23 protein-coding genes and 1 pseudogene are annotated in these 20317 nt (G+C 57.9%); 10 read left to right on the forward strand and 14 right to left on the reverse strand.

Going from position 1 to position 20317, the window contains the following annotated elements; genetic code table 11:
* From gspD to gspG, 5 genes are all read right to left on the reverse strand, one after another.
* Window positions 1-2049: type II secretion system secretin GspD (gene gspD / locus FGA82_RS20885; RefSeq protein ID WP_141128554.1), on the reverse strand; the 2049-nt coding region annotated here is incomplete at its 3' end.
* The gene (gene gspM / locus FGA82_RS20890; RefSeq protein ID WP_141128555.1) at window positions 2046-2591 is read right to left on the reverse strand and encodes a type II secretion system protein GspM; all 546 of its coding nucleotides are present in this window, start codon (window positions 2589-2591) and stop codon (window positions 2046-2048) included. The genes gspM and gspD, both read right to left, overlap by 4 nt.
* On the reverse strand, window positions 2584-3762 hold the full coding sequence (gspL, locus tag FGA82_RS20895; RefSeq protein ID WP_141128556.1) for a type II secretion system protein GspL: 1179 nt from the start codon (window positions 3760-3762) through the stop codon (window positions 2584-2586). The genes gspM and gspL overlap by 8 nt, the downstream gene beginning before the upstream one ends.
* The gene (gspK, locus tag FGA82_RS20900) at window positions 3759-4718 is read right to left on the reverse strand and encodes a type II secretion system minor pseudopilin GspK (RefSeq protein WP_141128557.1); all 960 of its coding nucleotides are present in this window, start codon (window positions 4716-4718) and stop codon (window positions 3759-3761) included. The genes gspL and gspK overlap by 4 nt, the downstream gene beginning before the upstream one ends.
* 8 nt (window positions 4719-4726) lie before the next feature.
* Complete coding sequence (gene gspG / locus FGA82_RS20905; protein WP_038368790.1) at window positions 4727-5185, reverse strand: type II secretion system major pseudopilin GspG; 459 nt, start codon at window positions 5183-5185, stop codon at window positions 4727-4729.
* A gap of 147 nt (window positions 5186-5332) precedes the next feature.
* Between gspG and gspI the strand changes: the two genes are divergently transcribed.
* The 3 genes from gspI to FGA82_RS20920 all read left to right on the forward strand — a co-directional run bounded on the left by gspI (window position 5333) and on the right by FGA82_RS20920 (window position 6995).
* Window positions 5333-5719 carry a type II secretion system minor pseudopilin GspI gene (gene gspI / locus FGA82_RS20910; RefSeq protein WP_141128558.1) on the forward strand — a complete coding sequence of 129 codons (387 nt, stop codon included), beginning with the start codon at window positions 5333-5335 and terminating at the stop codon, window positions 5717-5719.
* A gap of 394 nt (window positions 5720-6113) precedes the next feature.
* On the forward strand, window positions 6114-6335 hold the full coding sequence (locus tag FGA82_RS32490; RefSeq protein ID WP_141128559.1) for an SDR family oxidoreductase: 222 nt from the start codon (window positions 6114-6116) through the stop codon (window positions 6333-6335).
* 3 nt (window positions 6336-6338) lie between these two features.
* Entirely contained in the window at window positions 6339-6995 is a 657-nt protein-coding gene (locus FGA82_RS20920; RefSeq protein ID WP_141128560.1) for a cupin domain-containing protein, read from the forward strand.
* On the opposite strand, the gene gcvA is transcribed toward FGA82_RS20920, so the two are convergent.
* The gene (gcvA, locus tag FGA82_RS20925; protein ID WP_141128561.1) at window positions 6975-7898 is read right to left on the reverse strand and encodes a transcriptional regulator GcvA; all 924 of its coding nucleotides are present in this window, start codon (window positions 7896-7898) and stop codon (window positions 6975-6977) included. The two genes, FGA82_RS20920 and gcvA, sit on opposite strands and share 21 nt — an antisense overlap.
* A 166-nt stretch (window positions 7899-8064) precedes the next feature.
* Between gcvA and FGA82_RS20930 the strand changes: the two genes are divergently transcribed.
* The 4 genes and pseudogenes from FGA82_RS20930 to FGA82_RS32155 all read left to right on the forward strand — a co-directional run bounded on the left by FGA82_RS20930 (window position 8065) and on the right by FGA82_RS32155 (window position 10733).
* Window positions 8065-8838 (forward strand): SDR family NAD(P)-dependent oxidoreductase, encoded by a 774-nt coding sequence (locus tag FGA82_RS20930; protein WP_141128562.1) that lies wholly within the window; start codon window positions 8065-8067, stop codon window positions 8836-8838.
* A gap of 13 nt (window positions 8839-8851) precedes the next feature.
* Window positions 8852-9169 (forward strand): annotated as a pseudogene (locus FGA82_RS20935) (carboxymuconolactone decarboxylase family protein); the annotation flags it as partial.
* A gap of 101 nt (window positions 9170-9270) precedes the next feature.
* Window positions 9271-10359, forward strand: a complete 1089-nt coding sequence (locus FGA82_RS20940) for a flavin monoamine oxidase family protein (protein WP_171057320.1) — start codon at window positions 9271-9273, stop codon at window positions 10357-10359.
* Window positions 10356-10733, forward strand: coding sequence for a hypothetical protein (locus FGA82_RS32155; protein WP_171057321.1), 378 nt, complete (start codon window positions 10356-10358; stop codon window positions 10731-10733). The genes FGA82_RS20940 and FGA82_RS32155 overlap by 4 nt, the downstream gene beginning before the upstream one ends.
* Window positions 10734-11076: 343 nt before the next feature.
* Here the strand turns inward: FGA82_RS32155 and FGA82_RS20950 are convergent, their stop codons facing one another.
* Window positions 11077-11535 carry a winged helix-turn-helix transcriptional regulator gene (locus FGA82_RS20950; protein WP_141128565.1) on the reverse strand — a complete coding sequence of 153 codons (459 nt, stop codon included), beginning with the start codon at window positions 11533-11535 and terminating at the stop codon, window positions 11077-11079.
* A 96-nt stretch (window positions 11536-11631) separates the two neighbouring features.
* Here FGA82_RS20950 and FGA82_RS20955 point away from each other — a divergent pair, with 96 nt between their 5' ends.
* Entirely contained in the window at window positions 11632-12573 is a 942-nt protein-coding gene (locus FGA82_RS20955) for an aromatic alcohol reductase (RefSeq protein WP_141128566.1), read from the forward strand.
* 180 nt (window positions 12574-12753) lie between these two features.
* Here FGA82_RS20955 and FGA82_RS20960 read toward each other — a convergent pair whose 3' ends face one another.
* On the reverse strand, window positions 12754-13113 hold the full coding sequence (locus FGA82_RS20960) for a DUF6124 family protein (RefSeq protein ID WP_141128567.1): 360 nt from the start codon (window positions 13111-13113) through the stop codon (window positions 12754-12756).
* A gap of 579 nt (window positions 13114-13692) precedes the next feature.
* Between FGA82_RS20960 and FGA82_RS20965 the strand changes: the two genes are divergently transcribed.
* The gene (locus tag FGA82_RS20965) at window positions 13693-15225 is read left to right on the forward strand and encodes a hypothetical protein (protein ID WP_141128568.1); all 1533 of its coding nucleotides are present in this window, start codon (window positions 13693-13695) and stop codon (window positions 15223-15225) included.
* A 136-nt stretch (window positions 15226-15361) separates the two neighbouring features.
* Complete coding sequence (locus FGA82_RS20970) at window positions 15362-15751, forward strand: hypothetical protein (RefSeq protein WP_141128569.1); 390 nt, start codon at window positions 15362-15364, stop codon at window positions 15749-15751.
* A gap of 157 nt (window positions 15752-15908) precedes the next feature.
* Here FGA82_RS20970 and FGA82_RS20975 read toward each other — a convergent pair whose 3' ends face one another.
* The 6 genes from FGA82_RS20975 to FGA82_RS21000 all read right to left on the reverse strand — a co-directional run bounded on the left by FGA82_RS20975 (window position 15909) and on the right by FGA82_RS21000 (window position 20315).
* The gene (locus FGA82_RS20975) at window positions 15909-16268 is read right to left on the reverse strand and encodes a DUF6124 family protein (RefSeq protein WP_141128570.1); all 360 of its coding nucleotides are present in this window, start codon (window positions 16266-16268) and stop codon (window positions 15909-15911) included.
* Between the two features lie 473 nt (window positions 16269-16741).
* Window positions 16742-17029: a hypothetical protein gene (locus FGA82_RS20980; RefSeq protein WP_141128571.1), complete on the reverse strand. Its 288-nt coding sequence runs from the start codon at window positions 17027-17029 to the stop codon at window positions 16742-16744.
* A 62-nt stretch (window positions 17030-17091) separates the two neighbouring features.
* Complete coding sequence (locus FGA82_RS20985; protein ID WP_141128605.1) at window positions 17092-17478, reverse strand: hypothetical protein; 387 nt, start codon at window positions 17476-17478, stop codon at window positions 17092-17094.
* 85 nt (window positions 17479-17563) lie between these two features.
* Window positions 17564-17947 carry a hypothetical protein gene (locus FGA82_RS20990; RefSeq protein WP_141128572.1) on the reverse strand — a complete coding sequence of 128 codons (384 nt, stop codon included), beginning with the start codon at window positions 17945-17947 and terminating at the stop codon, window positions 17564-17566.
* Window positions 17944-19092, reverse strand: coding sequence for a hypothetical protein (locus FGA82_RS20995; RefSeq protein WP_141128573.1), 1149 nt, complete (start codon window positions 19090-19092; stop codon window positions 17944-17946). Before FGA82_RS20995 ends, FGA82_RS20990 begins: the two co-directional genes overlap by 4 nt.
* 299 nt (window positions 19093-19391) lie before the next feature.
* The gene (locus tag FGA82_RS21000) at window positions 19392-20315 is read right to left on the reverse strand and encodes a LysR family transcriptional regulator (protein WP_141128574.1); all 924 of its coding nucleotides are present in this window, start codon (window positions 20313-20315) and stop codon (window positions 19392-19394) included.
* Window positions 20316-20317 lie beyond the last annotated feature (2 nt).

The raw sequence follows: 20317 nt of genomic DNA on the forward strand, positions 1-20317 counted from the left end.
GCTGTAACCGTCCTGCAGCAAACCGCCCAGCACCATGATCTGCCCGTCGTCGAGCAAAATACTGGTGTCGATTGCACGCTTGTTGGTGACAATCCCCGCCGAATTGGCACTGGCCGAAGCCCGCTCATCAATGCTGCTGACTTCCTGATAGATATCGAGCTTCACCGTGCCGCCCTCGGAAATCTGCGGGCGCACATTGAGCTTCAAACCGACCTCTTCTCGGGTCACGGTCTGGAACGGGTTGTTGCTGGTGCCGCCACCGCCCGTGACATAACTGCCGCTGACAAACGGAATGGTCTGGCCAACAAAAATACTCGCCGCTTCGTTGTCCAGGGTCAGCAGGTTCGGCGTCGACAGCACGTTGGTGCCGCCCTTGCTCTTCAACGCCCGGGCCAGCACTTTCAGGTCAAGAATCTTGCCGATGCCGGGGATATCGACGGTGCCGTTGACGTAGCCCAGGTTCAAACCTTGCGGCAGCACGTCGATGCTGGTCTTGCCGTTGGTGTTGATGCCCGAACCACCCAGATTCGCCCCACCGATCACGCCTTTACCGCCGAGGTTGCCGGTCTGCCACTGCACACCAAATTCACTGGCATCGTCCTCGCCCACTTCGACGATCAGGCTTTCGATCACCACTTGCGCGCGACGTTGGTCGAGCAGATCGATCACTTCACGCAGGTTGCGATACAGCGGCTCCGGCGCGGAAATCAGCAAGGTGTTGGTGGTGGCGTCAGCCTGAATGGTCACGCCACCGGCGCTGAAGGCGACGTTCTGCTCGCTGTTTTGCGCGCCGCCGCTACCGGTTGTACTGCCGCTGCTGCCCTGCGCGTAACTGCCGCCCGTGCTGCCGCTGCTATTAGTCGATGTTGTGCCGCTGGTTTGCGTACCGCTCTGGCCGTTCTGCCCAGCACTACCGCCGGTACTTGCGCCCATGGCACTGAGCACCGAGCGCGCACTGTCGCTGGTGCCGCTGTCACTCTCTCCCGTGAGCAAACCACGCAACGCCTGCGCCAGTTTCGCCGCCTGCGCATTACGCAAATAAACCACATGCAGATTGCTCGGATTGCTCTGCGCGTTATCCAGTTTGTAAATCAGATTGCGCGCCAGCTCGGTACGCTCCGGGCTACCGGCGCGAATGATGATGGTGTTGGAACGCGGATCACCGATCACTGCGATTTTCTGCGTCGGATCATTGCCCGGCGCATCGAGCAGATCCGCGACCATCGGCGCGATGTCAGCGGCGATGCCATTCTGAATCTGCACCACATCCGTGTCGATCGCGCTCGGCGAATCAATGCTCGCAATCAACTGCGCAACGCGGGTCAGGTTCTCGGCGTAATCGGTGATAACGATGGTGTTATTGCCCGGGTAGGCGTTGATCGGATTGTTCGGCGAAACGATCGGCCGCAGTACGGGAATCAGGTTCACCGCGTTCTCGTATTGCAGGCGAAACGTGCGCGTGAGCATGCCATTGCCCGCCGGTTTGTCAGCGCTGTAGATCGGCCCGCCGAGCAACTTCGCATCCGCCTCCGGCACCACCTGCGCGACACCGCCAACATCAACCACACTGAAACCCTGCATGCGCAACGCCGCCAACAACATGTCGTACGCCTGCCGCGCCGGCACCTGACCTTCCGAGACCAGCGTCAACGTGCCCTTGACCCGAGGGTCGACCAAAAACTGCTGGCCGGTCGACCGCGACAACGCCCGGACCACCGCTTGAATATCCGCATCGACAAAATTCAGCGTCACCGGTTGATCACCCAAAGGATTGCTCGGCAATGCAATACCCGAAGCCGCCGCGCCACTGCGCGCACTCTTGCTGATGTTGTGCAATTGCTTCGGCACAGGTCGCGCCTGCGCCTGTGCGCGCTCGCGGTCGAGCACGGCGTCGCCGCTGCGCTGGGTGTTGGCCAGCGGCCGCCCGAGTTCACTGTCGACCAGCAACGGCGGCTGATTCTGTGGTGCGGTGGTGTTACTGCACGCGCTCAACGCCATCAGCAGCATCGGCAACGCCAGACGTGCCGGTTTGGATCCTGACCCCTTCATGAAGCTTCCTTAGCGCCCAGCGCCTGATCCATGCGAACGGTGCCTGACAAAGTGCCGGCAGTGACTTCGGTCGAGGGGTTGTCTGCGCGTTGCAAACGGGCCTCGACCACTTGCAGAGAAAGTTGTGCCGGGTTGCTCAACAGCCAGTCGAGCACGGCGTCGGCCGGCGCCGCGTCGAAGGTTAACTGCCAGGCGCCCTGTGCCTCCTGTAATTGGTAATGCCCCGCCAGGCCGCTGGCCTGAAGGGTTTGCTCCAGCGACTGCGCCACGCTTTGCCCGTCCGGGCGCACGCTGACTTCGCGCAGCAGCACTTCCAGCGCTTCGGTCTGCGCGCGGAGTTTTGGCGTCTCGGCTTGCCAATAAGCGATTTTCTTCAGCGGCGGCTGGATCAGCGCGACCCACAGCAGCAAGCCGATCAGCGCAACGGCCATGCCGGCGACCATGCGTTTTTCGCGCAAGGCCAACGGCTGCCACCGCGCCTGCAACTGAGCGTTGAAGCGTTGCCACTTGGCGCGATAGAGCGCGAGCGAGGCCTTATTCATCTTCGTCTGCTCCGCCGCTGTCATCACTGTCGCTTGGGGTGGCTTCAGTGGCGGGACGCAAGGTCCAGCCCTCGTCATCTGCCGTGACGCTGATACCGGCCTGCGCCAACGTGCTTTGCCACTCCTGATCATTGCCGCCGCGACGGGCTTCACTCAGCAGACTCAACTGCAAGGCGCCGTCGACAAACGTCAGCCGCTCGACACTGCCAGCCATCGATGGCATGCCGCTGCCCGCCTGCAATACCAGACGATTGAAAGTCTGCGCCGGGTCATCCGCCGCGCCCTTCTGCCGCGCCGCCAATTGCTGACGCGCCTGTTGCAATGGGTTGAGGATCACCGGCAACTCAGGGAAGGCCTGCTTTACCCGCAGGTTCATCTGAGTTTTCAACTGCTGACCCTGCCCGGCCTCGCGAGCGGCATACAGGTTCAAACCGATCACCCACACCGCCACGGCCAACGCTGAGAGGGCGATCGCCCTGCCCCAGCCGCGATGCTCAGTGTGTTGCTGTTGGACTGCGCCATGCAGTCCCCAACCCGGTAACGGTCCAGCCCAGCGCTGCGCATCCGCCATCGGCAGCTCAGCGCCCGGGGGCGGTTGCTCACCGACCCAATGCAAAGTGATGCCCGGCTCCCACACGACACCGTCGAGGCCGTCATCGAACAACGGCTGCACACGCGCCGCTTGCACACTGTCGCGCAACAACAAATGCCCGTCCTGCACGCAAGCGACGGTGCCGGGCAGCACCGGCAAACAGTACGGCGCCGGGTAGAGACCGCGCAGGTTCAGCCCAGCACTTTTCAGCAACTGGCCAAACCGCAACAAGTGCTGCCGAGGCACCCAGGCGATCTGCACCTGCCCTGCCTCATCCCGCGCGCTGTGCGCAATGTGCATCTCGCTGCTGTCGCCCAGCATCAACGCCTGCGCCGCACACTGCACCGCCGCGACAATCTTGTTGGCCGGCAACGGCGGTAAATCGAGACTCGCCAACAGACTGTCAGCCGGGTGCAGAAAACACACCAGCGGCAGCACTTTCGACAGCTGACTCAACTGGCTCAGACTGTGGCGTTCTTCCCGCGTGACCTGACCCTGACGATCCAGCCAGGCGCAATGCAGTTGACTGTGCAGATCCAGCTCCGCCAAGGGCGGCAACGCAATCTTCAACTGGCTCATACGCCCACCCGCGACCAGATCACCTGCGGCAAGCGGTCCTGACTCCGATGCAATAACGCCTCAAGACTGACCCGCCGCTGATCACGCCGCGCCTCACCGCGCAGGCGAAACCAGTCACTGGTGATGCCGACCTTGACGCTGGTCAGCTCCAATTGCGGCATGCGCAAACGGTTAACGAAATCGCCACGGTTGATAAACCAGCGCCCGGCATCGCGTTCGGCAATCAGCGCATTCGCGCGCTCCAGCGACAGCCCCGGCACATACGCAGCCAAGACCGGCGCGGTGGCCGTGTTGCCGTTGAGCCAAGTCGTCGCCGGAATCACCGTCAGGTACGGTGCCAGTTTGCCCATCACCGCCTCATTCACACCGTCCAGGCTGCGCAAATCATCAAGGCTGCGCAGCATCGGCATTGTCGGATTCTGCGGTTTGTGTGAAGCGTTGGGCGAGGTGGCGCGGCCGCTGTCGAAACCACTTTTCGGCGCCTCGGCCATCTGCGCATTCAGCAGTCGCGGGTACGAGGCAATCACCCGCTGACTGATGCGCTGACTCAACCCGGCACTGACCCCGATCAACTCGCACAAGCGCTGAAACGCCGCAACCTGCGCCTCATCAACCCGCTCGTTGGCCACCAGATTGCGCAGGTTGAACTTGCCCTGCTCATCCTCCAGTCGCCCCTCAAAACCTTGCGCGGAGAGACGTTGCGCCCACGGCTGATCGAGCCGGGTCAACGGGTCGCGCTGCCGTGCATCCCACAGCAACTGACGGCTGATCTCCAACCCACCCTGCACCAGCCAACGCCCCTGCACGCGCTGCTGATCCGCTTCCAGCGCACGGGTCGACACGCTCTGGCGCGTCAACATGCCCGCCGCAATCACCGCCACCACGGCGGCAATCAACAACGCGCTGATAATCGCCATGCCCTGTTGCTTCGCCCCCTCAGGCGAGCGGCTGTTCATGGCCGGCCTTACAACTGCCAGGAACCGATATCGGCATTCACGCCGTCGCCGTCCGGCTGACCGTCGGCACCGAGGGAAAAGATGTCGATCTCGCCATTGGCGCCGGGGTTGAGGTACTGATAAGGACGCCCCCACGGATCGTTCGGCAAACGCTCCAGATACGAGCGCCAATTGCTGTTCTTCGCATCCGCCGGCCGCTCCACCAACACCTTCAGGCCCTGGTTCATGCTCGGGTAAGTGCCGTGATCGAGGCGATACAACTTCAACGCCTGCATCAACCCACCAATATCCTGCTTCGCCGCCGTCGCCCGCGCCTGATCCGGCCGGTCGAGCACCTTGGGCACCACCATCGCCGCCAAAATCCCCAGAATCACCACGACCACCATGATCTCGATCAGGGTAAAACCCTGCTGCCCACGCGGCGTGCGCATCGGTTGCTGAAGCGATTTGAAAGGTGCGATATCCATCTCGACATACCCTGGCTTGATTCGATTCGACGCGCAGTGTTGCAAGAAGATATGTCAGTGATGTTGAAAATCCTCGGGTGTTTTCGTCGTCAAGCCTTCAAGGACGCGGGTTAGCGTCGAGGGCTGGGTTTTGGTTTTGGGCGGTTTATGCGTGCGCGTTCGCGGGAAGCGGGTTTCACGTTGATTGAGGTGCTGGTGGCGCTGGCGATTATTGCCGTGGCGATGTCGGCGGCTGTGCGCGTGGCGGGGTTGATGACGCAGAGTAGTGGGGTTTTACGGGATCGGTCGGTGGCGATGATTGCGGCGCAGAGTCGGATGGCGGAGTTGCGGTTGGAAGGCAGGTTACCGATGGGGATGAAGGCGCAAGAGTGTGATCAGGGGCGATTGTTGCTGCGCTGTGAACAGCTGATCAGCTCAGCCGAAAATGGCCGCTTACTCAAGATTGGCATCCAGGTATTCGACCGCAACCAGGATGCGCCGCCGTTGGCCAGGCTGGAGACTTTGATGTCCCGAACGGAAAGCCCCTCACCCTAGCCCTCTCCCACGGGAGAGGGAACCGATTCGGGGATGTTCGAGAGCTACACCGACTTGAAAGCCATTCATTGAATCCAAAATGGCCAAGCTCACAAAGCCAAATCGAAGGTCCTTCACCGAACCATAATCGCCAAAATCTTCCAGGTCGACGTACCCCGCAAGACACCTCGGTCGGCCCGCTCTCCCTCCGGGAGAGGGCTGGGGTGAGGGGGCGGCTTCCGCCCGATGACTGACTAACTTGCCATCTCAGCCAGACATTCACATGCCTGTGCTGCGCATTGCAATCCAGTCACGTTTGAAGACCTTGAGTTAAACAGGCAGGACGCTTTAGTTGCAGGATGTCGGTCCGTGTGAACGAAAACATGGCCATTATTCGCGGCAACAAGGTAGCGCCGTGGACAAGTTTTTCTTTCTCCGTCGCAAGGAATATCTGCCTCGTCTCATCACTCGATACGCGCCACTCTTGGGGTATCTTCCATCCCCGAAAAGGTTAAGCAACATGCTCAACGGTAAATCTGCGCTGATTACGGGTGGCTCGTCAGGTATTGGCCTCGCCACAGCACGATTGATGCTCGGAGCGGAGATCGTGGTTGATGGCGGTCGGGCGGAGCTTTGAATCTTGCGACTGAATACTGATCAGACACGCCGCACCCTCGTTCATGGCGCACTGCTGCCGTGGGTCGCATCCCCGGTTGCGGGCGTCCAGCGGCGCATGCTTTATCGCGACGGGGAAGAAAAAGCCCGGGCGACTTCATTGGTTCGCTATGCAGCGGGGAGCACCTTCCGCCCGCATAGTCATCCCGGGGGTGAAGAATTTCTGGTGCTTGAAGGGATCTTTCAAGATGAACGCGGCGACTACCCCGCTGGCACCTACGTGCGCAATCCTCCCGGCAGCAGCCACGCACCGGCATCAACCTCGGGTTGCGAGATTTTTGTAAGGCTGCAGCAATTCGAGAAAGATGATGGGCACGAGTGCGTCGTCTATCCCGACCAGCATCAAACGCACTCCGACACCCGAACGCTCTTCAGTGGCCACGACGAACACGTGACCCTGCATGACTGTCCGGCAGGCACAATGCTGGAACTCTCCAACGAAGCAGGTCTCGAGTTATTGATACTGTCCGGCTCTGCGGTTGAAAACGGTGACCTGCTCCAGCCTTTATCCTGGCTACGACTGCCGCCGGGCATTGCGTTACGGGCAATGATCGGAAATGCCGGCGCTCGTATCTGGATCAAGCGCAGGCGCACCACAGATTCAGTCGCCGAGCCTTCCTGAAGCTTGCGCAAGCAGCCATTCGCGGAAGGCTTTTATCTTCGCCAGATCCGCCACTTCGGGCCGATGAACGATGTAATAAGCGAACGCCAGCGGACAACTTGCTTCGCCAAAGGGACGGACCAACCGCCCTGCCTCCAGGTCATCCCGCAGCATGACACTGCGCCCAAGCGCCAGGCCCTGCCCGTCAATCGCCGCCTGCAGCACGGCGGCAGAATTGTTGATTCGCAGCCCATGTTCGGCATTGATAGCGGAGTGTCCCGAGGCGTCGAGCCATGTCCGCCACGTCGGATAATCGGGATCGGCAACCATCGACAAGTCGTGGATCAACGTCGCTTCGGCGAGTTTTCTGGCTAACAGTCGTCCCTGTTCAAGCAACGGATAAGTCGGCGCACAGACCGGGTACATCTCTTCGTCCATCAGTTTGATCGCCGTCAGCCCCGGCCAACGTCCGGTGCCATAACGCACGCCGATGTCCACGCCTTCGGCAACAAAATCCACAGGCCTGAGATTGGTGTCCAACAGGACATCGATCTGAGGGTGCGCCAACTGAAAACGCTCGATGCGGGGCAACAGCCATTTGGCAGCAAACGCCGGGCTCACTGCCACCGTCAATCCACTGCTGAGCGAACCTTCCTTCAACCGCGCCAGCCCCATGCGCAGGTAGTCGAATCCCTCCCGGATATCGGGCAATGCCTCCCGAGCAACGTCGGTCGGAACCAGCCGCGCAGAACCGCTGGATGCCCGATTGAACAACGCGACCCCCAGCCATGACTCCAGCGTACGCACCTGCTGCCCCACTGCTGCCGACGTCACGTGCAGCTCAGTGGCTGCGGCCGAAAAACTTTGATGCCGGGCGGCGGCTTCAAATGCCCGGAGAGCGTTGAGATACATTGGCGTATTCATTGGTTAAAGATTTTCTTTAATGGATGAAAAAGAATTCTGGTTTGTGCGACACCTGTCCGAAGCGAAGAATAGCAGCCAAGGCCAACGCTCATAAGGGCAACCGATAGACAGCCCCAATCAATGGCACAAACGCTCCTATCTTACTCAGCCACAGGACATCCTCAACATGAAAAGATTTTCTTCCAAAGTCGCTATCGTCACCGGTGGTGGTTCAGGTATCGGTAAAGAAGTCGCACAGCGCTTGGTTGCCGAAGGCGCGAGTGTGGTGATCACTGGTCGCGATGCAGCCAAACTCGACAAAGCCGCAGCCCAGATCGACCCTACCGGCAAGCACGTACGCGTCCTGGCTGCGGACATTGCCAAACCCGCCTCTGCCAAAGCGCTGGTGGCGCTTGCAACTGCCGAGTTCGGCGCAGTGGACATTCTGATCAACAACGCTGGCGTGTTTAATCCGAAACCGTTCCTGGAGTTGGACGAGGATGAATACGACGGTTTCATCGATATCATCCTCAAGGGCAAGTTCTTCATGGCCCAGGCAGCGGCCAAGGCGATGCAACTGCGTGGCGGCGGCGTCATCGTGCAAACCGGTTCCCTGTGGGCACTGCAAGCCATCGGCGCCACCCCTTCTGCGGCCTATTCGGCGGCCAATGCGGGCGTGCATGCACTGACCCGAAACCTGGCCATTGAACTGGCCTCCTCCAACATTCGCATCAACACCGTTGCGCCAGCCGTGGTTGAAACGCCGGTGTACAACACCTTCATGGACAGCGAACAGGTCAAGGCCGTACTGCCGACTTTCAACGCATTCCATCCGCTGGGGCGCAATGGCCAGCCAGCCGATGTCGCAGAAGCGATTCTGTTCCTGGCGTCCGAGCAGGCGTCCTGGATCACCGGTACCGTCCTGCCTGTCGACGGCGGCGTAACTGCCGGCCGCATTTGAGGAGCGCATCATGATGCCGGACTGGAATGACTATCGCGAAAATCTGCTGAACCGCGTCGGCGATCTTGCCAAGCTATCACCGGATACTGTTCGAGGCCTTCAAGTGATGGACGGCGCAGGTGCAAAAACCGGGCATCTGGACGCCAAGACGCATGAGTTGATCGCGTTGGCCGTAGCCATCACTACACGCTGCGATGGCTGCATCGCCGTCCACACCAAAGCAGCGGCCAGGCACGGCGCTACCCGTGAAGAAATCGCCGAAGCACTGGGCGTGGCCATCGCACTCAATGCCGGCGCCGCGGTGACCTATTCAGCTCGGGTTCTCGACGCCTATGCAGCGCTCGAAAACAACTGGTCGTTAATCCCGAAGCCCCCCGCACGCCCGAAAACACTCCGGGCATGCGGGTTTAGGCATGTCCCCGGAGCATGACCATGAACAACCTGAGGGTAGCGATTATCGGAGGCGGCTTGAGCGGGCTATACACGGCCCGATTGTTGACGCAGATGAACGTCGCTTTCGTATTATTCGAAGCCCGCGAGCGGCTGGGCGGACGGATCCTCTCGACGCCCGGTAACGGCCCCGCCCATGATCTCGGTCCCGCGTGGTGGTGGCCGGATTTTCAGCCTCGCATGGCGGCACTCATATCGGCGCTGGGACTCATCGTTTTCCCCCAGTACAGCGATGGCGCGACATTGCTGGAAAAGTCCCCGCATGAAACGGCCAAGCGTGTCCGCGGGTACGCATCAGGCAATCTCTCGATGCGCATCCAGGGCGGCGTCTCGCAACTGACACAAGCCCTCGCCGCGCAAATTGCCCCTGAGCGAGTCGTCTTGAATGCCCGAATCAGTGGCATGCGATTGTCAGACTCCGGCATCACGCTACACACAGACGCTGGGCAAGGGGTGAGCGAGCAATCCTTCACTCACGTCATCAGCGCTGTGCCGTTACGCCTGCTTGCACAAGACATCCACTTCGAACCCCGGCGGTCACCAACGATTATCCAGCGCTGGTCCGGGACACCGACATGGATGGCTCCCCATGCCAAGTACGTCGCCGTTTACGACCGCCCTTTCTGGCACGACGAGGGGCTCAGCGGAACGGCGCAAAGTCATGTCGGACCGATGGTCGAAATCCATGACGCATCCGATGCCAGTGCGAGCGCCGCACTGTTTGGATTTGTCGGTATCCCGGCAACAGAACGCCTGGCAATGGGCGAGGCCGCGCTGCTGGAACAATGCCGCCTTCAGCTGGTTCGCCTCTTCGGCGGACAAGCTGCCACACCTGTTGCGCACTACATCAAAGACTGGGCCGCCGACCGACTGACCGCCTCCCCTGCTGATCTCGAAACCAGACAGCGCCACTTCGCCACGGGTTACAGCAGGCCAGATCAGGATGCCTGGTCCAAGCGGTTACTGGTGTCAGGGACCGAGGCATCCATTGAGCACAACGGTTACATGGAAGGTGCACTCGATGCCGCCGAATCAGCGGTAGAACGGCTGCGGATCTTCGTTGATCAGTGACCCTGTCGCGCTACCTGTTCCTGGAAAAGATCATCAGCCGCACCAACCAACTACCCTTCAAAGTCGCAATGTATCTGCATGCTCTCTGTCGGGTTGCGGTGAATCTTGAAGCCGCACTGCACCAGCACAGCCTTGACCTCTTCGAGAACACTGAGATGTTCAGCCGCCCTGGTGTGTTGAAGGCTCGGCGATGTAAATACGCCCAACGGCAAAAATCGCAGTCTCCTTCCATTCAGAATGATGGAAACATCGACATGAGAGCCATCCACGTCATGCCCATTGGAGCCGAATATATCGTTCACTTCGTCTTTTCGGCCTGGGTAGCAAGTGCAAAACAATCGGATGCCCAGCCACCTCGACAGGAACCTGAATAACCCCAGCTGACTGCTTTTATTTTCATATCCGCGAACGAGCAGTAGTTGAACTGACGGGGGAAGCTTCGACTGGGCCTCAATCAATTTAAGGAAGACATTTTGTTCAATGAGTACTTCAGAGGATGGCCAGCGAGGCTTGACCTTCAAGCCGTAATTCTCGCCCTTGGAAAGGGTCAACATAGCGTTCGAACTCTATTTTCAACTATTTGATTTCACGAAATTTAGCATGAGCAAGCGTCCCTGGGAGAGAGAGCTGGGGTAAGGGCCGCTTCAACTCGCAAGCCCCCAAACCCGGCAACAGACTCGCCACGTTCTGCGCAATGGCCTGAACCAAAGCAACCAATCAATCAGCCCCATCCAAATCAACCAGCCCCACCACCGGAACCTGCCACGAAGGCTTTTTCCCACTCTGACCATCAAACACCCGACGCGCCTCGCGAAAATCATCGACGTGCTCCACAACCCACGTCCAAATCGGCGACATACGAACCAACAGCTCCATCCCCAACGCCGTCAGCTCATACTCGACATGGGGCGGCACTTGATCCAACTCCCGCCGTATCAGCAGACCATCGCGTTCCAGCGCCCGCAGCGTCTTGGTCAACATGCGCTGAGTCACGCCCGTCATCTGCCGTTTGATCTCGGCATGACGCATCGTGCCGTACACACCCAGGGCATGCAGGATACCCAGTGACCAGCGGCTACCGGCGTGAGCCAGGACTTCGCGCCGCACGCCATCATCGTCTCGTCTTAGCGTCTGGCAGATCGCTTCTGCCTGGCTAAGGGTTTCCTCATCGGTCATATGTCCCCCTGGTATCACGCGTGTGCCTTCTTCTGAGCGCTGCGCAATCGTGCCAGCATCGCAAAATCATACAGACGACAGATCTCAGGAGACATCATGACCGCATCGCCCCCCCCTTCCCCACAATCCATTCTCGTACTCGGCGCCGGCGAACTCGGCCTGCCGGTGCTGCGCAATCTTGCGCGGGTAGCAAAACGCTCGCCCGGCAGCACCATCAGCGTCCTGCTCAGGGATTCGACCATCAACACACAAGTCCCTGAGAAAAAGCGGGAAATCGATGAACTGCGCAGTCTGGGCATCCAGCTAGTCGCTGCAGACCTGGTTAACGATTCCATCGATCAACTGGCCGAAGTGTTCGCAGCATTCGATACCGTCATAGGCTGCGCCGGCATGGTCGCGGGCCGTGAAACGCCGATGAAACTGGCGACAGCAGCGCTCAGGTCCGGCGTGAAGCGCTACTTCCCCTGGCAGTTTGGCGTAGATTTCGAAGTAATTGGCCGGGGCAGTCCGCAGGATTTGTTCGATGCGCAACTCGACGTGCGCGAGTTGCTCCGCGCTCAGGACAAAACCGAATGGGCGATCATCTCGACCGGCATGTTCACCAGTTTTCTGTTCGAGCCGGTATTCGAAGTCGTCGACTTTGAGAACCACACCGTCAACGCCTTGGGCAGCCTGGAAACCAGCGTGACGCTCACGACACCGGAGGACATCGGCAAGCTGACAGCAGACGTCGTTTTCTTCGAACCGCGATTTCGCAATGAGATCGTGTACCTGTCTGGCGACACGGTGACCTATGGGCAAGTGGCGAGCCTGCTTGAGCGTGTGCTGGGGCGGCCGTTCAAGCGTAACGTCTGGACGGTTCCGTACCTGATGCAGGAACTGGAAAAAGACCCCACTCACCACATCAAAAAATACCGCGCCGTATTTGCCCAAGGCAGAGGCGTGTCGTGGCCAAAAGCGGGGACTTTCAACGAACAGCAGTCGATTCAGGTCACTACGGCTGAACAGTGGGCTCGAGACAACCTGGCAGTCGATTGACGCAAAGAAAGCGACCCGCCATTCGCGGGAACAGATACGCGCACATCGTCTCGAAACTTATCGCGGCTGAAGAGCCAGCGCACTCCCACCTTGGAACACACTCAAAGGTGGGAGCGAGCTTGCTCGCGAAAGCGCCAGAATAGACACCCGATTAATCAGCAGGTAATCCCGGCACCCGCATCACTCCGGCAACTGCAAATTATCCAGCGCACGATTCACCGCCAACTCCCCGAGCATGATCAACTGCGCAATCCCCAACAACGCCCGACGCTGCGACGCCGGCAACAGACTGGCGACGTTCTGCGCGATGGTCTTGGCCGAAGCGAGCGTTTCGCTGGCATCGGTTAGCAGTTCTTCGTTTTTGTTGTCGGCGGTTACGGCGTACATCCCACGGTTTTTACGTGGAGGCGGCGTGGAACCGGGTGGACAGAGGTAATGGTCGAGCGCGCGATCGGCGGCTTCGTGAAGTTTTTTGGAGTCGATGGATTCGTAGGGGGACGTGCAGTTAGATTCGGGCGGGTTGGGTGTTGGTTTGATCATGGTAAAGCTCCTTGATAACTGGAGCCGCCACCGTTCGCGGTCAAACAAACAGGGTGGCAGCTGTACGCGGGTTGACCGACCGGACATCAAGGACCCCGGCACACCCGAAGGTGTCCCACGCACAGCCACCGCGACATGATTTCAGACAATGCCTGAACACGTGCAGAACGCTGGCGCGCCTTGATATTGGGCGGGCGGTCAATCCCGATCGCTGATTCGTCAGCAACCGCACCACAATAGAACTCGCCCCCAAGGCACACAAGCCGGCGGATTCTGGCGTAGCTGTAGGCAAAGGCGCAAGGATAGGTAGCCTGGGAGAGTGTTTGGAGATGTCTTTTTAAACGTTGGTGTTTATCGAGACAGCATTCCACCACTTGGCCCTAAATAGATCCCTCCCCTTATCCAAGGCGCCCGCTGTCGCGGGTCAGGTCTATTGCGACTTTAGTTGCTGTCGAAAACGGGAAGTAATGCAGGTAGTATGCGGCGGCCTTGTGCCACTATTATCAAGGCCGCGCTACACCTTGATAGAGCTGCCCTACCCCCCTACTTTTCCCCGCGAACCTGGAACGGTGACACGCAATGGATGCAAGCATTCAGAAGATCGAACTCTACGGCCACGCCCTCGACACACCGCAGAGCAAGCTTGATACCAACCTGGTCAGGCAAGCATTCTCGACGATTGCCTCGACATGGTCGCGGAAAATCAATGGCGGCTTCTACGACCTGTTTTCCGACCTGGATAACCTCTACGAAGACGGTGACGATCTGGCACACGAGATCCGCATCCAGGCAATAGGTCAAAGTATCAAACTCACCGTGACCCACGGGATCTACGATATCGACGAAGAACGTTTCTATGACGCCTTCATGGAGCGCTACGACTCGTGGGATGAAGACTTCGGCGTATTGGCCGAGCAATACGAGGCCATTGTCGAGCGCACTGCCGAGCAGGATGCGCATCGCACCAATCGCCGCCATGGCCGCCGCCAATGGGTAGGCTACGGCTCAGAGAAAGCGGTATACGATGCCGACGCGAAAAACCTCATGTCCAATATTGGTCATGGTGTATTCAACCTGATGGCCAAAGGGGTCAGCGCACTCGGCAACTCGTTCAAGAAAGACGAGATTTTCAAGAGCCCGGCAACGGTCAAGGCTTTTGCAGACGGTGCCAGCAATATCGTCAATGCGGCGTACCTCGCGACGCTCGACGCCATCAATGCCGACTCACCCGGAAAGTTGCATGGCTACTCGAAGGACGAGATCAGAAAGTCCCAAGCGATTACCGAGAACATTGAAAAAGGCCTGATCCCCGACGATGCCGTGCTGCCGTCGGCGATCAAGGCGATCAGTGCTTATCCCTACAACGAGCGCATCTACCCGATCCTGCTGCGCAAGTTCGGCGGTGATCAAGGGCGGCTGGATGATGTAGTGGAGTTTTTCGGCATGGGAGGCCTGCTCAAGGAAAAGCAAACGCTGATCCAGGAGCAAATGCGCCAGTGCGATCTGAGCACGGTGGAAAGTTTCAACGCCAGTCGTCCGGACATCGAACGCTATGCGCAATTCATCTGTTACGACCGTTTCGACGAACACTGTGAGCGAGTGATCGAGAAAATCGTGGCGCGCGAGACTCAGACAAGCTCGCCATCTGCCATAACCTCCGCACTACCGGGCGCCGCAAAACACAACGCCAGCGGGTTGACCGTAGCGATGGCCGCCGAGGGCTTCAGGTCCAATGCCGACCACAAGTTCTATGCAGCGCCGGACTTGCCGGCGAAGAAAATTTTGACATTCGAATCCAAAAACGCGCTGAACATTGCCAAGGACGAGGTGGTGTTCTACTTCGACGACACGGTGTTTGGTTCCGGCGACAAGGGCGTATTGGTTGATCTTGAGCGCGTCTATGCGTACTTGCCATTCAAGGAGTCGCACCGCGTGGCACTTGCTGATATCGCCGACGTTACCATCAGCGGCCTGATGAATAAAAAGCTGACGATTGCCAAGCGTGATGGAACCAAGGTGGATGTGCCACTGACCCAAAGCAACAAGGGCGCGACCAGCCTGTACGAGGCCATTCTTAAGCTGGTGCGGTTGAGAGAGGCGGCGGGGAACTGATTTATCAGGTCTGCCGAAGTTCAAGGTCGGTGACATACCGGGCGCGATGCCGAAAGCAGCAATAAACTGATCCGCAACCTTACGCCGAGTATCCGAAGTGTCTGTCGTGCTGAAAATCGGAGATAGGAGCCATCAAATGAAGGCTTCAACCCTCGTACTCGTCGCACTTTATTGCATGGGTATCAGCGCAGCGTTTGCCGATGCCTCACATGCGCCAAACGACCAGCGCGGGCCAGCAGACATAGCCGTCGGTGAGCGTTTGGCTGCGGCCAAATCCAAGCTACTCAAACAAGGATGGAAGCCGACGCGGATGCATACCAATGACGGCTATGAATACAGTGGCGTGGAGCGGGAGTTGGCTGCACGCAAGTTCTTCGAACTGGGTAGCTGCTCTTTTGATAGCTCGCGCTGCATCTTGTACTACGCGAAGAAAGGAACTTGCCTACGCGTCGATACCATCGGTGAACAATTCAATGACATAACCGTGACGCGATGGACCCGCGAATGTCCTGAAGCGCCTCAATAACCACACGAAAACGGCACGGTAATAATCAACCGCTCCCACAGGTTTCAGCGTCGTACACAGCATCTGCAATCAGCATAAAACCCTGTGGGAGCGAGCCTGCTCGCGAAGGCGCCAAAATGAACACCCGATCAATCACCAGGTGATCCCGGCACCCGCATCACTCCGGCAATTGCAAATTATCCAACGCCCGATTCACCGCCAACTCCCCGAGCATGATCAACTGCGCAATCCCCGCCAGCGCCTGGCGCTGCGATGACGGCAACAGGCTGGAGACGTTCTGGGCGATGGTTTTGGCCGAAGCGAGTGTTTCACTGGCATCGACCAGCAATTCTTCGGTTTTGTTGTCCGCCGTCACGGCGTACATCCCACGGTTTTTACGTGGGGGCGGTGTGGAACCGGGCGGACAGAGGTAATGGTCGAGCGCGCGGTCGGCGGCTTCGTGGAGTTTTTTTGAATCGATGGATTCATAGGGGGAAACCGAGGCGGTTTCGGGCGGGTTGGGTGTTGGTTTGATCATGAGTGAATCTCCAAATCTATAGAAAAGGAGCCATCATCTTTCGCTACCAAACGAAGGGGTGGTGGCCATACGAAGGTTGGTAGACCGGTGACTTGGAGAACCGGCGCGCCCGAAGACGCCCTGCGCATGGCCACCATAAATACACAGCCCCAAAAAGGCCTGTATCGAGTGACGCTATGCGCCAAGTCTAAGCCGGGCTACCAAACCCGATCGCTGATTCGTCAGCGACCGGACCACAATAAAACCCACCCCCAAGGCGCACAAGCCGGCGGATTCTGGCGTAGCTGTAGGCAAAGGCGCAAGGATATGTAGCCTGAGAGAGTGTGTGGAGATGTCTTTTTAAACATTGGCGTTTATCTGGCCCGTCATTCCGTGACAGATCCCTCAACAGATCCGCTCCCTCATCCCAACAGACGAAAGAAAATGGCCGAGATTGCCAGTCATAACTGACAACCTCGACCATATAAATAGTGCTATTTCTTCCAGCACATATCGACGTCACCCTGAGTGCTCAGGTCTGTATCGATGCCCAACCGGTACCTGCAGTAATCAATAATCCACCCCCGCTCCTCTGCCGTCAGGCGCTCTACCTTCCTGATCTCTCCATCATTGGCGTGGATGTTGTAGAACTTCATCTGAAACGTGGGGTGCTTTTTGATGAAGACAATCGTCTCGATGTCGCCATCCTCAACGGCGTTGTAGTAGCCGACGTAGAGCATGGTCGCCACAACGAGGATTGCCGCGATTAAAAGCTTTTCCATTTTTTCGGTGCCGGAGGTGGAATTAGATTTTTTTGGCTTTGATAACTCAGTGCTCAGCACCGCTAAACAAAACCTGACTTAACAGCGATCCCAAAGCTGATCATAACCACCAACAGAGAAATGACGCTCCATTGCAGCATTACTAGCTTCCGTTTGAGGGGAGCTGGGAAACTGGCCAAATCTTCAGAGCTCAGCTCACCCCTTTTCAAATAGAACTGAGGGAACGTCACAACTCCCGAAATACCACCTACAAGCAGAAGCCTTCCCCAAGGCCCACCATACCGAAGCGGTGCCCGAGTCATGATGGCTGAGCAATTCTTCAGGTGCTCCAACATCAAATCCATCTTCGTATAGGCCAGGTGCAAACAGACGCCTATCCAAAGAATCAGCCCTGCCAGATCAACGATGGCAATGGACAGAAGTACCTTATCAACGACGTTCAAACTCACTTCCCTGCCGAGTAGATTTTTGCACCAGTTCACTCGCTTTTAGTCTCCAAGCGTCCAAACGGGGCTGAGCACGCTTCTTATCCGGTTACTTGAGTACTCCTGATTTCCCCAAAGCAACCAGCACAACCATCGCAGAAAGCAGCACTATTGCGCTCCATTGCATCAACACAAGTCTCTGCTTGAGTGACGAAGGAAAATTCTCTACGTCATCGGCGCTCAGCGTGCCGCGTCTCATATAGAAATTCGTGAACGTAACGAGACCAGAGGCACCACCTACTAAAAGCAATCTTCCCCACGCACCTCCGTGCTTAAGCGAAGCTAACCTGGTGCCGGCAGAGCTGTTTTTGAGGTGTTCAAGGATCACGTCCATCTTGATATGTGCAATGTAGAGAGCAATTCCGATCCAGATGAGCATCGAGATAATCACTACGCCACACAATCCTCCGACTATCAGTTCAGCGGTATTCATTTAGTCACCTCGTAAATCACTTCGCCGAACATTTCACCGCCAGCCCCTCCTACCGCCCCACCAGCATATGAGCCTGCCGCTACAACTACCACGCCGCAAGCGAGGGTTCCCAACCCACCCGTAGGCACGCCAAGCCCTACACAGATTGCACCTACCACTGGAGCAGTTAGTGCTGCACCTGTCACCGCGCCACCGGCCACCCCACCAATGAAACTACCGCCCTCGGTGTATTTAATCTTTTCGCAGGCATCTTTGTTGCCTGCCGCACAGACTTCTTGAACCTTCATGTAAGACGCCCCGCCCCCTACGGCAGTACCAATCCACCCACCATACTTCACAACCTTCGCTGCTCTGGCGACACCTTCTGCGTGAGTGGCGTAACCGGGAATCTGTCCCGGAGCACCGGCCAGCGTCCAGTGGTGCACCAAGCTTTTGCTTGAGATGCCGAGGGCTGATTTCAGACTTGGGTGATCAGGGAAACCAATGCCCTTTCTGGTTAACCCGGTGAGCTGCCTATCAAGCTTGGCAAACAGTCGTGCGCGCTCATCAAAGAACTCCGAACTACGCAAGTGACCATCACGCTGAAAACTTTTCTGGTGCAGCGTTTCGATTTCCTTCAGCGAGGTTGTCACGTCTCCCAGGTTCTTGGCGAAGATTGATTCACCCACACCGATTGATGTTGAGCCTTGCGAAAGAATGGACTCAATCTGGCTCTGATAGCGAACCATGAAGCTCGCCTCTTCATCGGTCATGGGTTTGAGCGCCGCGTCCACTTTCTGCGCCGCTTCCATGAGCAACGCTTCTTCAGGTGTGCACTGAGGATTGTTCGGATCACTCAACACGATGAGCTGCCCGGGCTTGGCGTACCCGGTGACGTGAGGGTTGAGGCGGGTGAACTTCTCAAGCGTTGCACCATCTGGCTTATCGAACAATGCTGCTTCCAGCGCAGAGCGCGGCATAACTTGCTGAACGATGTAGAAACCGGGTTCCGCTGCGGGCTTCGCAACAGCCGGTTTCTCTGCGGGAGCCTCAGGGTATTCTGCCCAGTGCTTGGCGTGCAGATCGGTCGGTTCTACGCCACGGTAGACCTGTTTTCTTGGCGGGTTAGGTAGTGCGGGCCTTGGTACATTTCCATATTCACTCATGAATCATCCTTGTTCACTTCGGGAATCCCGATTTGAGGTTTCGACAGTCCGACGCTATCGAAAAGCCCGAGTGCTGGCTGTAGGACAAAGCCTAAAAATCTGTGCCCGAACGGCTGATTCCTGTCATTCGCGGGGTGCGCAGGATAACTGGTGAGGGAGGATGGTTGTAAGCCACCCCATTGCGTTAACAGCTGAATTGCGTGCGTTGAGCTATCTTTCACACCCGATGGCTGCTTTCGGCCAAGAGCGGTCATTCGATGTGCATGCGGATGGCTAATTTTCTGAGAAAAGCCCTCTACCTAAATCAACGTTTCCAATCCTTTGAGTCGTACATTCGCAACAAGGTAATCGAGAAAAACGCGAACCCGTACTGGCATCTGAGTACCTTGGCCGAGAAAGACTGCATGTACGGGGTCAATATCTCCCGGATTGAAAGGTTGCAGCACGGGCAGGAGTCTTCCTGAGGCAATGTCGTCAACCACCTGGAATTCATCAAGACGCGCCAAGCCTGTTCCTGCCACCGCCAACTGGCGCAAGGCCTCTCCATCACTGGCCGTCAGATTGCCTTGCGGCGTGACTAGATGTGATGAACCTTTGACGATGAAAGGCCAGCCCTTGAGTGTGCGTGTGTAACCGAAGTCCAGGAGATTATGCCCGGCCAGATCGTCTGGCACGATCGGCAGGCCATGGCGCTCGAGATAGTGGGGCGACGCGACGACGACCATACGCGTCTCACCCAGTTTTCTCGCCACCAGGCGTGAACTTTCCAGCGGGCCGTGACGAATCGCCACGTCGGTGCGCTCCTCGACCAGATTGACCACTTGATCCGTCAGTACGATATCGAGTGCTACACCCGTGAACCGCGCGAGGAAATCGTCGACCAAGGGTAATAAGACGTCCTTTGCAAAAGGCAGACTGGCACTGACCCGCAAACGCCCCCGCGGATCGCCCTGTCCTGAGGTGCCACGTTCAGCGTCTTCGACATCTGCAAGTATTCTGACGCATTGTTCATAGAACGCATGGCCTTCAAGTGTCGGCATCAGCCGACGCGTCGTTCGATTGAGCAAGCGTGCCTGAAGCCGCGCTTCAAGGCGCGATAGCAGCTTGCTGACAGCCGAAGGCGTCATGCGAAATTCCCGTGCAGTCGCTGAAAAATTGCCGAGCTCCATGACCCGGGCAAACACTTCCATCTCTGCCAGACGATTGATATCCCAACGTGCCATTG

This window comes from Pseudomonas fluorescens, from assembly GCF_005938625.1.
GTDB classification, from domain to species: domain Bacteria; phylum Pseudomonadota; class Gammaproteobacteria; order Pseudomonadales; family Pseudomonadaceae; genus Aquipseudomonas; species Aquipseudomonas fluorescens_BD.

Bases quoted from the DNA above. Each gene is read 5' to 3' on its own strand.
- FGA82_RS20955 (WP_141128566.1), top strand. From the start codon at position 11,632: ATGACCGCATCGCCCCCCCCTTCCCCACAATCCATTCTCGTACTCGGC.
- FGA82_RS20980 (WP_141128571.1), bottom strand. From the start codon at position 17,029: ATGGAAAAGCTTTTAATCGCGGCAATCCTCGTTGTGGCGACCATGCTC.
- gspK (WP_141128557.1), bottom strand. From the start codon at position 4,718: ATGAACAGCCGCTCGCCTGAGGGGGCGAAGCAACAGGGCATGGCGATT.
- FGA82_RS20960 (WP_141128567.1), bottom strand. From the start codon at position 13,113: ATGATCAAACCAACACCCAACCCGCCCGAATCTAACTGCACGTCCCCC.
- FGA82_RS20930 (WP_141128562.1), top strand. From the start codon at position 8,065: ATGAAAAGATTTTCTTCCAAAGTCGCTATCGTCACCGGTGGTGGTTCA.
- FGA82_RS20995 (WP_141128573.1), bottom strand. From the start codon at position 19,092: ATGAGTGAATATGGAAATGTACCAAGGCCCGCACTACCTAACCCGCCA.
- FGA82_RS20940 (WP_171057320.1), top strand. From the start codon at position 9,271: ATGAACAACCTGAGGGTAGCGATTATCGGAGGCGGCTTGAGCGGGCTA.
- FGA82_RS20970 (WP_141128569.1), top strand. From the start codon at position 15,362: ATGAAGGCTTCAACCCTCGTACTCGTCGCACTTTATTGCATGGGTATC.
- gspL (WP_141128556.1), bottom strand. From the start codon at position 3,762: ATGAGCCAGTTGAAGATTGCGTTGCCGCCCTTGGCGGAGCTGGATCTG.
- FGA82_RS21000 (WP_141128574.1), bottom strand. From the start codon at position 20,315: ATGGCACGTTGGGATATCAATCGTCTGGCAGAGATGGAAGTGTTTGCC.
- gcvA (WP_141128561.1), bottom strand. From the start codon at position 7,898: ATGAATACGCCAATGTATCTCAACGCTCTCCGGGCATTTGAAGCCGCC.
- FGA82_RS20950 (WP_141128565.1), bottom strand. From the start codon at position 11,535: ATGACCGATGAGGAAACCCTTAGCCAGGCAGAAGCGATCTGCCAGACG.
- gspI (WP_141128558.1), top strand. From the start codon at position 5,333: ATGCGTGCGCGTTCGCGGGAAGCGGGTTTCACGTTGATTGAGGTGCTG.
- FGA82_RS20975 (WP_141128570.1), bottom strand. From the start codon at position 16,268: ATGATCAAACCAACACCCAACCCGCCCGAAACCGCCTCGGTTTCCCCC.
- FGA82_RS20990 (WP_141128572.1), bottom strand. From the start codon at position 17,947: ATGAATACCGCTGAACTGATAGTCGGAGGATTGTGTGGCGTAGTGATT.
- FGA82_RS20965 (WP_141128568.1), top strand. From the start codon at position 13,693: ATGGATGCAAGCATTCAGAAGATCGAACTCTACGGCCACGCCCTCGAC.
- gspG (WP_038368790.1), bottom strand. From the start codon at position 5,185: ATGGATATCGCACCTTTCAAATCGCTTCAGCAACCGATGCGCACGCCG.
- gspM (WP_141128555.1), bottom strand. From the start codon at position 2,591: ATGAATAAGGCCTCGCTCGCGCTCTATCGCGCCAAGTGGCAACGCTTC.